Annotated in this window: 8 protein-coding genes, 3 pseudogenes and 1 riboswitch; of the genes and pseudogenes, 2 read left to right on the top strand and 9 right to left on the bottom strand. The window is 62.2% G+C overall.

Annotated features, from left to right (window positions below; all coding sequences use genetic code 11):
• The 6 genes and pseudogenes from NKI22_RS21145 to NKI22_RS21120 form a co-directional block, all read right to left on the bottom strand.
• Positions 1 to 77, bottom strand: a pseudogene (locus NKI22_RS21145) (thiamine phosphate synthase); the annotation flags it as partial.
• Positions 74 to 847 carry a thiazole synthase gene (locus tag NKI22_RS21140; RefSeq protein WP_352494344.1) on the bottom strand — a complete coding sequence of 258 codons (774 nt, stop codon included), beginning with the start codon at positions 845 to 847 and terminating at the stop codon, positions 74 to 76. The pseudogene NKI22_RS21145 and the gene NKI22_RS21140, both read right to left, overlap by 4 nt.
• 3 nt (positions 848 to 850) lie before the next feature.
• A complete protein-coding gene (thiS, locus tag NKI22_RS21135; protein WP_023717065.1) occupies positions 851 to 1,048 on the bottom strand; it encodes a sulfur carrier protein ThiS in 198 nt (65 codons plus the stop codon).
• A complete protein-coding gene (gene thiO, locus NKI22_RS21130) occupies positions 1,017 to 2,018 on the bottom strand; it encodes a glycine oxidase ThiO (protein ID WP_023717066.1) in 1,002 nt (333 codons plus the stop codon). Before thiO ends, thiS begins: the two co-directional genes overlap by 32 nt.
• On the bottom strand, positions 2,015 to 3,850 hold the full coding sequence (thiC, locus tag NKI22_RS21125; RefSeq protein WP_023717067.1) for a phosphomethylpyrimidine synthase ThiC: 1,836 nt from the start codon (positions 3,848 to 3,850) through the stop codon (positions 2,015 to 2,017). The genes thiO and thiC overlap by 4 nt, the downstream gene beginning before the upstream one ends.
• 103 nt (positions 3,851 to 3,953) lie before the next feature.
• Positions 3,954 to 4,070: riboswitch (TPP riboswitch) on the bottom strand.
• 182 nt (positions 4,071 to 4,252) lie between these two features.
• On the bottom strand, positions 4,253 to 5,797 hold the full coding sequence (locus NKI22_RS21120; RefSeq protein ID WP_352937119.1) for a Fic family protein: 1,545 nt from the start codon (positions 5,795 to 5,797) through the stop codon (positions 4,253 to 4,255).
• A gap of 991 nt (positions 5,798 to 6,788) precedes the next feature.
• Between NKI22_RS21120 and traG the strand changes: the two are divergent.
• Both traG and NKI22_RS21110 read left to right on the top strand, forming a co-directional pair.
• Positions 6,789 to 8,228 (top strand): annotated as a pseudogene (gene traG / locus NKI22_RS21115) (IncP-type conjugal transfer protein TraG); the annotation flags it as partial.
• Positions 8,195 to 9,619 (top strand): annotated as a pseudogene (locus NKI22_RS21110) (transketolase-like TK C-terminal-containing protein); the annotation flags it as partial. The pseudogenes traG and NKI22_RS21110, both read left to right, overlap by 34 nt.
• A 104-nt stretch (positions 9,620 to 9,723) precedes the next feature.
• Here the strand turns inward: NKI22_RS21110 and NKI22_RS21105 are convergent.
• The 3 genes from NKI22_RS21105 to NKI22_RS21095 are packed head-to-tail and all read right to left on the bottom strand — an operon-like array spanning position 9,724 to position 12,672.
• Complete coding sequence (locus tag NKI22_RS21105) at positions 9,724 to 10,476, bottom strand: ATP-binding cassette domain-containing protein (RefSeq protein ID WP_036244138.1); 753 nt, start codon at positions 10,474 to 10,476, stop codon at positions 9,724 to 9,726.
• A gap of 9 nt (positions 10,477 to 10,485) precedes the next feature.
• The gene (locus NKI22_RS21100; RefSeq protein WP_352494326.1) at positions 10,486 to 11,685 is read right to left on the bottom strand and encodes an alanine racemase; all 1,200 of its coding nucleotides are present in this window, start codon (positions 11,683 to 11,685) and stop codon (positions 10,486 to 10,488) included.
• A gap of 12 nt (positions 11,686 to 11,697) precedes the next feature.
• Positions 11,698 to 12,672, bottom strand: coding sequence for an ABC transporter permease (locus NKI22_RS21095; RefSeq protein WP_023717074.1), 975 nt, complete (start codon positions 12,670 to 12,672; stop codon positions 11,698 to 11,700).
• Positions 12,673 to 12,706 lie beyond the last annotated feature (34 nt).

Raw genomic sequence — 12,706 nt, 5'->3', positions numbered from 1 at the left:
AGCTTGACGCCAAGCGGCACCAGCCGTTCGATCCAGGCGGCGCTGTCGACGATCAGGTAGAAGGGGTCGAGCTTCATGAAAAAACTGCCCTGCCAATTGTCGGCGTCGACGGCACGGCGACGTCCTGCGGTTCGAGCATTCCCGAGTTGAAAGCTTCACGACCGGCCTCGACCGCCTTGCCGAACGCACGCGCCATGCCGACCGGATCGGCCGCCTTGGCGACTGCGGTGTTCAGGAGTACGGCGTCAAAGCCGAGCTCCATGACGGTTGCCGCGTGCGACGGCCGTCCGAGCCCCGCATCCACGATCAGCGGAACGCCTGGGAAATGTGCGCGCATCGAGCGCAGCGCCGGAATGTTGATCGGCCCGAGGGCGGAACCGATCGGTGCACACCACGGCATCAGAACCTGGCAGCCCGCCTCCAGCAGTCGCTCGGCGACGACAAGATCGTCGGTGGTATAGGGGAATACATCAAAACCGTCCTCGCACAGGATGCGGGCGGCCTCGACCAGCCCGAACACGTCCGGCTGCAGCGTGTCGTGGTTGCCGATCACTTCGAGCTTGATCCAGTTGGTGCCGAAAACTTCGCGCGCCATCTTCGCGGTCGTGACCGCTTCCTTGACGGAGTGGCAGCCGGCAGTGTTGGGCAGGATTCTGACGCCGAGCGAGCGGATCAACGACCAGAATTGTTCGCCGGCCCTGCCGCCTGCCATCTCACGGCGTAACGAGACGGTTACCGCCGAAGCGCCCGACGCCTTGACGGCCTCGGCAAGGATGGCCGGCGATGGATATTGAGCGGTGCCGAGAAGCAGGCGGGAGGCAAGCGACGTTCCGAGAAGATCGAACATGGCCTAGCCTCCCTGCATCGGTGAGAGGATTTCGATCCGGTCGCCGTCGCTCAACCGGAATTCCGCCCGGTTGGCTTTGTGCACGAGTTCGCTGTTGACGGCCGTTGCCAGCCAATCGCCTTCATAGTCGAGCGCCGCAAGCAGCTCGGCCAGCGTGGTGGCTGCAACCTCATGCACTTTGCCGTTGACCGTCAGTTTCATGAGCAAGCTCCTTCGTTCCGTCTTGATGGAAGACCAGGTCGGCCGCCTGGCGCGCCATGGCAGGGGCGAGAAGAAAGCCATGGCGATAAAGCCCGTTGACTGCGACGGTGCTTCCATGTGCCTCGACACGCGGCAGATTGTCGGGAAAAGCAGGACGGACGCCGACACCGGTTTCAACGATCCCGGCCTCGCCGAATGCCGGATGGAGGGCATAGGCGGCACCCAGAAGCTCCATCATCGAACGCACCGTGGCCGGCTCGGCGGACCCGCTCTCGATCATGGTCGCACCGACCATGAAACACTGGCCGGTGCGCGGCACCACATAGAGCGGAAAGCGCGGATGAAGCAGCCGGACCGGGCGCGACAGCGAGATGTCGGGCGTGCGCAGGATCAGCATTTCGCCGCGAACGCCACGTAGCCGGTCATCGATGGCTGCCATTCCCGTGCAGTCGATCTGATGATCGAAACCAAAAACATGCCAGACCTCGGTGCCGAAGTGAAACTCGACACCCATGGCTGCGAGCTTGTCATGAAGCGCTGCCATCGCCTGACGCGGGTCGAGATGCGCCTCGTCGGAGAAGAGCAATCCGCGCCGGAAGCGGCCGGCGAGGTCGGGCTCCAGGAGCGCAATTTCGTCTTCATCGACACGCCGATGGCCCGAGGTGCGGCTGGCGAAGCGGTCGATCTCGCCCGCATCGCGCGGCGCGGCCACGACCAGCGTTCCGGCCCGCGTCACCTGGCCGGGGGTTGCGGCATCCCACCAGTCGGCGGCACCGCGCCCGAGATCCAGCACCGGCTGCTCGGCGCTTTCGCGCTCGCACCATGGCGCCAACATGCCGCCGGCGAACCACGACGCATTGCCCCCAAGGCCAGGCCTTGTCTCGGCAACGGAAACCGCCGCGCCGCGTGCGGCGAGCTCGAAGGCGGCGGTGAGGCCGGCAACGCCGGCCCCTTTGACCAGCACCTTCATGATGGCTCACGTGGCTGAGGTATGAGCGGTGCGCCGGTCTCGTCCGCCGGCAGGTAGAGATCGCCGCCCTCGCGGTATTTCGCCGCCATCGCCGCCATGCCCTCCTTCTGCGCTTCGGTGCGGATGTCGTGGGAAATTCGCATCGAGCAGAATTTCGGCCCGCACATCGAGCAGAAATGCGCCAGCTTGTGCGCCTCCTTGGGCAAGGTCTGATCGTGGAAGGACCGCGCGGTTTCGGGATCGAGCGACAGGTTGAACTGGTCCTCCCAGCGGAATTCGAAGCGCGCGCGGGAAAGGGCATCATCCCTGACTTTCGCCGCCGGATGACCTTTTGCCAGGTCGGCGGCATGGGCGGCTATCTTGTAGGTGATCACGCCGATCTTGACGTCGTTGCGATCGGGAAGGCCGAGATGCTCCTTGGGCGTGACGTAGCAGAGCATGGCGGTGCCGAACCAACCGATCATCGCCGCGCCGATGCCGGAGGTGATGTGGTCGTAGCCCGGCGCGATGTCGGTCGTCAGCGGCCCAAGCGTATAGAACGGCGCCTCGCCGCAGACGGCGAGCTGCTTGTCCATGTTCTCCTTGACCTTGTGCATCGGCACGTGGCCGGGGCCTTCGATCATTACCTGGCAATCCTTCGCCCAGGCGATCTGTGTCAGCTCGCCGAGCGTCTCCAGCTCGGCGAATTGTGCTGCGTCATTGGCGTCGGCGATCGAGCCAGGACGAAGGCCGTCGCCCAGCGAAAAGGACACGTCATAGGCGCGGCAAATGTCGCAGATCTCGGCGAAATGTTCGTAGAGGAAGCTTTCCCGGTGATGATGCAGGCACCATTTGGCCATGATCGAGCCACCGCGCGAGACGATGCCAGTGACCCGGTCAACGGTCAGCGGGATGTAGTGCAGCCGCACGCCCGCATGGATGGTGAAATAGTCGACGCCCTGTTCGGCCTGTTCGATCAGCATGTCGCGGTAGACCTCCCAGGTCAGGTCCTCGGCGATGCCGCCGACCTTTTCGAGCGCCTGATAGAGCGGCACCGTGCCGATCGGAACCGGCGCGTTGCGGACGATCCAGTCGCGGATGTTGTGGATGTTGCGGCCGGTCGACAGGTCCATCACCGTGTCTGCGCCCCAGCGGATCGCCCACACCATTTTTTCGACCTCTTCAGCCATCGACGATGTGACGGCGGAGTTGCCGATGTTGGCGTTGATCTTGACCAGGAAATTGCGACCGATGATCATCGGCTCGCTCTCGGGATGGTTGATGTTGGCGGGAATGATTGCGCGTCCGCGCGCCACCTCATCACGCACGAAATCCGGCGTGACGAAATCGGGCAGTGTCGCGCCGAAAGCCTCGCCGTCGCGCTCAAGCTTGCCGTGCAGGATCTCGCGACCAAGGTTCTCGCGGATGGCGGCGAACTCCATTTCGGGTGTGATGATGCCGGCGCGCGCATAGGCAAGCTGCGTCACCGCCTTGCCTGCTTTGGCTCTGAGCGGTTGATGGCGAATGGGAAATTCCGGCGTCAGGCGTTCGCCCGTCGCGAATCCGTTGTCCTCCGGCCGGACATGGCGGCCGTCATAGGCCTCGACATCGCCGCGCGCCGTAATCCATTCGTGGCGAAGCCGTGCAAGGCCATTTTCGATGCTGGTTTCGACAGTCGGGTCTGTATAGGGGCCGGACGGATCGTAGACGGTGACGGGCGGTTCGCCGGCCGTCGGATGGACGGAGATTTCGCGCATCGGCACCCTGATCTGCGGGTGGATGGCACCGGGCTTGTGGATTTTTCGTGAGGCGGGCAGCGGTCCCGTCGAGACGGCGGGGGTGAGGGCATTCATCTTGAGGCTCCTTTGCTCGTTGCATTGGAGACCCAGTTCTGTGCCGGGAGGATGAAAAGACGCTTCTGTCGACCTGCCGAAACAGGACCTCGGGCGTAAACTCCCGCAAGCGCTTGCACCGTCCCTACGCCAGTATGAACTGGATCAGGTTCAACGGGTCACTGCGCCGCGAATGCCAGCAGTATCTCAGCCCCTTGCCGGGACTCCCCTGGTGAATGCGTGAGGTTGGACGGGACGGCTCCGGTTTGTCAAGCGCGTTCTGGCCGCGGCTGATCGGCGGCCGGTCAGACCGTGCGGAAAAAATCGTGCATGTCTCGGCGACAAGTCAAGCCTCGGAGATGAAGGCAGGGACAAGGGAATTACAAACCGTCGGACTAAAAATCGATCCTGATGATCACACCTTCAATGGGCACCAAAGGTTTGCGCGTAGATCGCCTCGATTCTTCCTGCCTCGTCACTGGTCAGCGTGGCGAATTCCTTTTCGCGCGCGCGGTTCGATAGATGTCCATCATTCTGGTGAAGAAAACGGAAGAGCAGATCGGTCAACCGCTCGGGCATGTCAATAAAGGCGTCCACCTGCTGCCGGAACTGATCGTAGCGCTGCAGAAATGCGGTTTCCTCGGGAAGGTCCCGTTCGATCGTCCGCTGAACGCAGGCATAGAGGAATTCGGCGTGCGGGGTTGCATCGAAGAACCGGTAGAAATCACCGGTGTCATTCAGCACCCGGACGTTGAATTGCGGCGTCGGTTCCCATTCCACCAATGGCAGAAGGCGCTGCGAATAGCTCTCGAGCACGCCCCTGTACTCGTTGATCTGGTCCAGGATCGCGGCCGAGACGGGAAAGACCACTCCCGGCGGATTGAAGCCGCGCATGGCAAGGACGTGGTGGATTAGGTAGCGGTGAATGCGGCCGTTTCCGTCCTCGAACGGGTGAATGTAGACAAAGCCGAAGGCGAGGATTGCGGCGGCTACGACTGCATCAAGGTTTTGCGCGGGGCCCTGATCGAACGCCGCCATTCCATCGATTAGCCGCGGCAGGTCCTCGGGCCGAGCGCTGATGTGATCGGGCAAGGGCGTGCCGTTGTCTCGGTCATGCTCACCGACGAAACCTCCTTCTTTTCGGAAGCCAAGTCTTGCGAAACGGGCGTCGCCAAGTACAATTCTTTGCAGACGCAGCAGCTCATCGCGATCGATCGGCCAGCGGCCGGCTTCGCCGATGGCGCGGCCCCAGCGCTGGATGCGATCTTGCGGCGGGCGCTCGCCCTCGATCGCATAGCTTGATCGCGAGTCTTTGAGCAAAAGAAAGGCGGCGGTCCGAGCAAGAAGGTCGCGCGGCACGTCCGCTACGATTGCCTCCGCGCGCCGCGGTAGTTCAAGGCCGATGAATTTTTCGAGAATCTTGGTGCGGAACACCAGAGGGCAGAACTCACGCGTGCCGGGGAGATTGTCCCTTACGCGGTAGCGCGAAGCGGTCTTGTCGGGTCCGGGCCACTGCAGCTCGGGATCGACAACCGGAATGTATCGTCCGGCCGCCGCGTCCGGCAGATCGATACGGGCGCCCCTCAGCCATTCATATAAAAACCAGATGCGGCGGGCATAACTGCCGGTCGGGCTTTCACGGACCAGCGCCTCGATCGGCGTGGGACCGGTCACTTGGAACAGCCGCTTGAGGACGGCAAGGTCCAGTCCCTCGTACTTGAGCGCAAAGGTCAGGTGGCCTTCGAGGGTAGGATTTGGGGCGTGGCGGGGGGTCATGATCCGCCAGCCATTCCGTTCGGTAATGCGATGATGCTCGCCCGTGGCGAACAACCTACGGGGCAAGGGCACGGCGAGCCTGTAGGCTCCGACGAGGGCGCTGTACCCGGCCGGGGTCGCCGTTTCAGGAAGGCGGATTTCCTGAAAAACGGTAACAGGACCTGAAAATTGGTGCTCTTGCACCGGAGGCATGAAAAGCGAATCCTTTCATCGAATTTTGGTTCAGCTGGGCCAACACCTGTGAAAAATGATCCTATTCCATGAAAATTGATGCCACAAGACAAATTTTCCGAAAACCGATTCTAAACGGTGCTGGAGTCATCAAGCAAGAACTCCGCCACCGGCTCAAGGAAGCGACTTCATGACAAAAAGGTGAGTCCAGGAACCGCCATTCGCCCGTCTCTTAGTGACGAGGCCGGCACGGATGGCCCGCCTTACGTCGAGCGGATTGCTCGAGGAGAACCGCGCCGTTCGGGGCTCACTCATAGAGCGCTCCGGCGCGCGATCCCGATTTGATAGCCGCGATCACGCTCGCGACTGATCTTGGTGACGTGGCGGCGTCGGAGTAGAAAACTGATGCAGGATCTCGGTGGCGTCGTGTGTGTGTGTGTGTGACCTGAAGTCGCCTGCATCGGGACATCTGGAACTTAGGTGCGGCCCAATAGATTCCGCGATCCGTGAGGCCGGCGCGGCTTGCAACAGTTCCAACGAAAGTCCATGGCAATAGTTGATGTGACTGAATTGATTAACAAAATTGAACAGACTTGATGGGTCTGCTCATCGAGTCGGCTCTGGATCTATCGCGCTACCGATCAGGGAGGCGGTAAGATTCGAGCTCAGCAGAACGGCTGACCACCACTTGCCGGGACTAGAGTGTTCTCCGGCTCGGCGCGCCGCTGAGGACTCTTGTTCATTTGGTCATGCGCAATCCGTGGTTCTCCAAGAACCCGTCCATCTCGTCAAATGCCATCTGAGCCGAGACAACTAACTATCATTGGGCAAGTAGCGGCTCAACGGCTCCAGAAGAAAGCAGCCCCCCTATGCTCGTTCAACATTCGAGATCGCATCGGGCAAGTCTTTCCACGTGCGGGTACGCCATGCTGCTTCGACCGCCCCTTTTTTCTTGCGGATTTAGGAATTCGAGCTTTTCGGTTGTTCCGATCATCCATTTGGGAAACGACCGATGCCGGCAAGCAAGGTTTTATGGGGCCAGATACTCACCGCCTTTCTGATCGTCGTCGCGACAACATGGGGAGCAACACAGTGGACGGCAGGGCGGCTCGACTTTCAAAGCCAACTCGGTCCGCCGTGGTTCGAATTGGCTGGACACCCCGTTTATCCGCCGCCAGCCTTTTTCTGGTGGTGGTTTTTCTACGACGCCTACGCGCCGAACGTCTTCCTGGAGGGCGCGGCGATTGCGGCGAGCGGAAGCCTCATGGCTATCGTCGCAGCGATCGGGACGTCGCTGTGGCGGGCGCGCGAGGGAAAGGATACCACGACTTACGGCTCGGCGCGCTGGGCGACGCGAGACGAAATCAAGGCCGCTGGGATGATCGGTCAGGATGGGGTGATCCTGGGTATGTTGGGCCGACACTATCTACGCCACGACGGTCCGGAACACGTGCTATGTTTCGCACCGACCCGAAGCGGCAAAGGCGTCGGCCTGGTCGTGCCGTCACTACTGACCTGGCCGGGTTCGGCAATCGTCCACGACATCAAAGGTGAAAACTGGGAACTGACGGCCGGATGGCGGGCCCGTTTCGGCCAGGTGCTTCTGTTCGACCCGACCAATGCTGGATCCGCAGCCTACAATCCTCTGCTGGAGGTGCGACGGGGCGAGTGGGAAGTTCGAGATGTGCAGAACGTGGCGGATGTCCTGGTCGACCCAGAAGGCACATTGGAACGCCGCAACCACTGGGAGAAGACCAGCCATGCGTTGCTGGTCGGCGCAATACTGCACGTGCTCTATGCGGAGAAAGACAAGACCCTCGCAGGCGTGGCGAACTTCCTTTCTGATCCAGAGCGGCCAATCGAGGCAACGCTGCGCGCCATGATGCTGACGCGGCATTTGGGTGATGCAGGCCCGCATCCCGTCGTGGCGTCGGCTGCTCGGGAACTGCTTAACAAGTCCGAGAACGAGCGTTCCGGCGTGCTCTCGACGGCCATGAGTTTTCTGGGCCTCTACCGCGATCCAGTTGTGGCCAAGGTGACGTCATACTGTGACTGGCGGATCGCAGACCTTGTCGAGGAGGCACGGCCGACGACGCTCTATCTGGTCGTGCCGCCATCGGACATCAGTCGCACAAAGCCGCTGATGCGACTCGTGCTTAACCAGATCGGCCGCAGGCTCGCCGAAAATCTTCACGCGAAGGATCACCGGCAGCGTCTTTTGATGCTGCTGGACGAGTTTCCCGCGCTCGGCAGGCTCGATTTCTTCGAAAGCGCGCTGGCCTTCATGGCCGGGTATGGCATCAAGTCGTTCCTGATTGCACAATCGCTCAATCAGATCGAGAAGGCCTACGGACCGAACAATTCCATCCTCGACAATTGTCATGTGCGGGTGAGCTTCGCCACGAATGACGAGAGGACGGCCTGCCGCTCGCCGGCCACAAGGACAACCACGCCGGCCTGATGACCAAGGATCAGATGGCGGTCCTTCGCGCCTCGATGTCGGTCGGCGACGGGCGGGAGTGGGACGCCTTCGAGGGATTGGCTGTTGGGGATTTGGAGCTGCAAGGGTTCCTCGATGCCGTTCCGTTCGCGGCAAAGGGCCAGCGGCGCCGGCACGCCCAGCGCATCGTGATCCCTGGTCGTCTCGTCGCGGAAGCCAAAGGCAGCGTCTCCACGCAGGTCGGCTTCGGCAGAATTCTGGACGAGATTGCGCGGGCTGGCGGGCCGCTCGCCGACGCGATCGTCACGGCATCACCCGATGTCACGGTTTCGACCAATCTCGGCCCCTGGGTCAACCGGCGCGGCCTGTTCGCGCGTCAGTCACTCGCGGACACTTTCCGCAGCGAACGCATCGCCTCGGCGCAGAAATGGGAATTCGGCACCTCCGGCCAGCACATCGAACTCGGCATCGCCGAGAATAATCTGTTCATCCTGCTGTCGGCACTTGGGCTGTCGCATTCGGTTTTCGGCAAACGGCTGCTGCCGATCGGCACACTCTACGATCCGTTCATCCAGCGCGGTCTCGATGCGCTCAACTATGCCTGCTACCAGGACGCGCGCTTCCTCCTTGTCGCGACGCCTTCGGGGGTCACATTGGCGCCGGAAGGCGGGGCGCATCAGTCGATCGCCACACCGTTGATCGGCATAGCGCAAGACGGGCTTGCCGCCTACGAGCCGGCCTTCGTCGACGAGTTGGGCGTGATCATGCGCTTTGCCCTGGATTATATGCAGCGCGACGGCGACGCCGTGCAGTCGGAGCGCACCTGGCTGCGCGACGAGACCGGCGGCTCGGTCTATCTGCGGCTCTCGACGCGCCCGGTCGAGCAGATCACGCGTAGCGTGACGCCCGTACTCGAGCAGGAGATCATCGACGGCGGCTACTGGCTGCGGCATCCGGGTCCTAATGCCGAAGTAATTGTTGCCTATACCGGCGCGGTTGCGCCGGAAGCCATCGAGGCTATCGGCATTATGGCGGAGGACCGTCGCGATGTCGGTCTCCTGGCGGTGACCTCGGCCGATCGGCTGAACGCAGGCTGGACTGCCGCGAGCCGGGCACGCGAACGCGGCGTTGTTCATGCCAGGAGCCATGTCGAAAGGTTATTTGCCGACCTTCCGGCGCATTGCGCCATCGTCGCCGTCACCGACGGCCATCCGGCCGCGCTCGGCTGGTTGGGCTCGGTCTACGGCCATCGCACGCGTAGTCTCGGCGTCGAGCATTTTGGCCAGTCGGGCACGATCGGCGACCTTTACGGGCATTTCGGCATCGACGCCAACTCCATAGCCACAGCGGCCGACCGGATTGCCGGCGGTCGCCCCATTCGCTACCTGCGTGCTCTAGATTGATGCTGGCAACATTCTCTGGCCGAGGCCTGATCGTGGATCTGAAGTGATGCCACTCACTGCTCGGGTAACGCAGTATCTGGAACGGCGCGCCTCTATCGACCAGGCTAGTGCTGAAGCCCGGTGATCATGGCGACGATCTCGTTCTTGTCGGTCTCGCTGGTCTTGCGCACGCCGATCTGTTTGCCACGTCGCAGAACACAGATCCGATCTGAGAGCCTGAACACCTGGTCGAGACTGTGGCTGATGATCAGCACGCCAATATTGCGCTGCTTCAGCGACAGAACGATCGTCTCGACCTTGGCGGTTTCGGCAACGCCGAGCGCCGCGGTTGGCTCGTCGAGCAGGATCAGCTTGCTTGCCCAGTGCGTGGCGCGCGCGATCGCCACGCCCTGGCGCTGGCCGCCCGAGAGATCGCGGATGGTGGCGTGAGCCGATGGGATGCGAACGTCGAGATCCTTCACCAGCTTTTCGGTGTCGTCAATCATCCGGCGTCGGTCGAGCAGGCCGAAGCGGTTCACCGGCTCGCGGCCAAGAAACATGTTCATGTAGACGGTCTGCTGATCGGCGAGCGCCAGGTCCTGATAGACCACCTCAATGCCGTGGGCGCGCGCCATGGTGGCGCTTGACATTGCCACCGCCTGCCCCTCGATGATGATCGTCCCGGATGTCGGAGCATGCACCCCCGTCACGATCTTGACCAGCGTCGACTTGCCGGCACCGTTATCGCCGACCAACGCCACTATTTCGCCGGGATAGAGCTCGAGCGAGAAATTTTCGATGGCGGTCAGGCCGCCGAAATTCTTGCGGATGTCGCGCAGCTGCAAAACAGGGGCCGTGCCGGTCATGGTCGCGTTCATCGCTTGCTCCTAGACGGGCCAGGCAGCGGTTTCGCCAAAACCGTTTTCGATCGTTTCGACTTGGGGGGCCCCCTTTGAGACACCGGAGATGCCGACCACGTAGGCGCGGGTCACGAACGCCTGGCCGCGAAAGCCGAACACCGCCGTGTCGCCGGGGCGTGGAGCATTGGCGCCGCTAGCGTCAATCATTGCGTAATAGTCGATTGCCGCAGGCGGCGGCACCTCGACGCTTCTGAGCGCGGCGGCGGCCGTGGTGGGATCTGCGGACACGATTGCCTTCACCTCATAGTCCGGAAAGATCGGATCGATATAGAAGCCGCCACCAAGGCAGTAGGCTTTGCCGCCAGACAAATGCGACACCTCGGTCAAATACAGAACGGCAGGGAGCTCCGGCAGATCCTCCATGACGTGCAGCGCGGTGGTGCCGGCCAAGCCATTGCCCGGTTCACATTGCGTGGCGCCGGCTTCGGCCAGCGCGCCAAGCAGGACACTCGACGTCGTGCCGGGCGCGTTCACCTCTATGTTGCTGCGGCCGGACTTGGCGAGCGCTTCGGCAGCTCCGCCCAGTGTCGCCAGATTGTGTGTCGGCAGGACCTTTCGCGTGGTCTGGTCGAACAGCAGCGCCGGGAAGGTGGTGATGCCAGCGAATCGTGCGCCGTCGAGACCATCCAGTTTTTCGGCGACCGCGGCGATATCGGCCGCCTCAAAACCACCTTCGTGGCCGCGGTAGAAAACGTCACCATCGGCGCGGATGCGGGCAAGCAGGTTTTGCGTGTACCCGGCGAGCCTTGCGCTGGCAGCGGCTTCTTCAGCCTTGGTGTCGTTGAAGACGGTCCAATAGTCCGGCCTGAACGTTTTGGCCGCCGCATTGGCCTCGTGCCTTGCGATCTGCTGCAGGTGGCCAAGATGACCGAGCCTCAGGCCGGCTCTGTGCGTTGCCCGCGCGCAGGCCATGTCGACGGCAACGGCCTGATCGATGCCGCCGCGCTTGAGCGCATGGCAGAACGAACTGGCGCGGCCGACCTGCTTGGTCATGGCGAAAATCTTCAGTCCAAACCGGTCGGCCTCGCGCTTCAGGACCCGGGCGTTGCTTTCGACGGCATCGAGGTCGAGCACATACGAATTAGCCGGCAGCTTTCCTTCCTGGTGCAGGCGCATGGCGCTTTCTATAAAGCTCGGATTGCGGCGCCGCAGAACAGCGAGGAACATGACAAAACTCCTTCAACGCGACTTTTCGCGCAGCGATACGGCGACCGCCGCAAGAATGATCAATCCGCGCACGATCATCTGATCGGAGACGGACAGGCCCATCAGAATGAGGCCGTTGTTCAGCATGCCCATCATCAGCGAGCCGACCAGCGCGCCGACAATCGATCCCTTGCCGCCGTTGAGCAGGGTTCCGCCGACAATGACGGCCGCTATCACCGTCATAAGGTCGGTTTCGCCGAGCGTATATTTCGCGGCCTGCAGCCGGCCGGCATAGAGCAGCCCGGCAAGGCCGGCGAGCCCGCCGCTTATGGTCAGAACGGCCAGCCTTATCTGCGCCACGCTGATGCCGGAAACACTGGCGGCACGGCTGTTGTCGCCGGTGGCCAGCACATGGGCGCCGAAGCGCGTCTCGCGAAAGACGAGATGCGCGATCGCAACGACAATGACCGTCCACCAGATCAAGGACGGAACACCCAGCAAAGAACCCGAGCCGAAGAAGCCGGTGAAGGCGTCGTTGGTGACCGGGATCGACCGCAAATCGGTCATCGAGCGAGATACGCCGGCAAACAGCCCGAGCGTCGCCAGCGTTACCAGGAATGAAGGCAACTTGACGTAAGCCACGAGGGCGCCGTTGAGCAGGCCGATCAGCAGGCCGGCGCCGAGGCCAGCCAGCACCCCGGCCACCAAGCCGCAGGCGTTTATCGCCACCGCGGCAGCAAGAGCTGCCACGGCAACGATCGAACCTATCGAAAGATCAATCTCGCCCGCCGACATGACAAAGACAAGGCCGATCGCCATGATCGTCACGGGTGCCGTCTGCAGCACGATGTTCGACAGGTTGCGAACCGTCAGAAAACCGCTGTCCTTCAGTACGATCGCGAAGAACAGAAAGATCGCCAGAAATCCGAGATAGACGACATATTGCTGCAGGTTGAAGCGGCTGACCAAGCTCGCTGCCCGGCCGGGGCTGGTGTTGATACTCGACATTCTCACTTCCTCCGGCGGGGCGCCATTGTCTGCC

The organism is Mesorhizobium sp. M0778 (assembly GCF_040320105.1).
GTDB lineage: Bacteria > Pseudomonadota > Alphaproteobacteria > Rhizobiales > Rhizobiaceae > Mesorhizobium.
This window is presented reverse-complemented; position numbering and strand designations above follow the sequence as displayed.

Coding starts and splice junctions, on each gene's coding strand:
- thiC (WP_023717067.1), bottom strand. CDS start 3,850: ATGAATGCCCTCACCCCCGCCGTCTCGACGGGACCGCTGCCCGCCTCA.
- NKI22_RS21120 (WP_352937119.1), bottom strand. CDS start 5,797: ATGCCTCCGGTGCAAGAGCACCAATTTTCAGGTCCTGTTACCGTTTTT.
- NKI22_RS21100 (WP_352494326.1), bottom strand. CDS start 11,685: ATGTTCCTCGCTGTTCTGCGGCGCCGCAATCCGAGCTTTATAGAAAGC.
- NKI22_RS21140 (WP_352494344.1), bottom strand. CDS start 847: ATGTTCGATCTTCTCGGAACGTCGCTTGCCTCCCGCCTGCTTCTCGGC.
- NKI22_RS21105 (WP_036244138.1), bottom strand. CDS start 10,476: ATGAACGCGACCATGACCGGCACGGCCCCTGTTTTGCAGCTGCGCGAC.
- NKI22_RS21095 (WP_023717074.1), bottom strand. CDS start 12,672: ATGTCGAGTATCAACACCAGCCCCGGCCGGGCAGCGAGCTTGGTCAGC.
- thiS (WP_023717065.1), bottom strand. CDS start 1,048: ATGAAACTGACGGTCAACGGCAAAGTGCATGAGGTTGCAGCCACCACG.
- thiO (WP_023717066.1), bottom strand. CDS start 2,018: ATGAAGGTGCTGGTCAAAGGGGCCGGCGTTGCCGGCCTCACCGCCGCC.